Consider the following 208-nt stretch of genomic DNA (forward strand, 5'->3'; position numbering starts at 1 on the left):
GAACCACGAAGAACAGCGCGAGAAGCTGCGCGCGCTGGGCTACACCTTCGAGTCGCAGACCGACACCGAAGTGATCGCGCACCTGATGCACCATCACCTCAAGGAAGGCGACAGCCTGCTGGCGGCGCTGCAGCGCACGGTCAAGGAATTGACCGGTGCCTACGCGCTGGCGGTGATGAGCCGTGCCGAGCCGGACCACTTTGTGTGT

Annotated in this window: 1 pseudogene; it reads left to right on the forward strand. The window is 63.9% G+C overall.

Annotation, left to right across the window (positions count from 1 at the left end):
* Positions 1 to 208 (forward strand): annotated as a pseudogene (locus tag ACW6W5_RS17890) (glutamine--fructose-6-phosphate transaminase (isomerizing)); the annotation flags it as partial.

It is taken from the genome of Stenotrophomonas sp. IS26 (assembly GCF_054188265.1).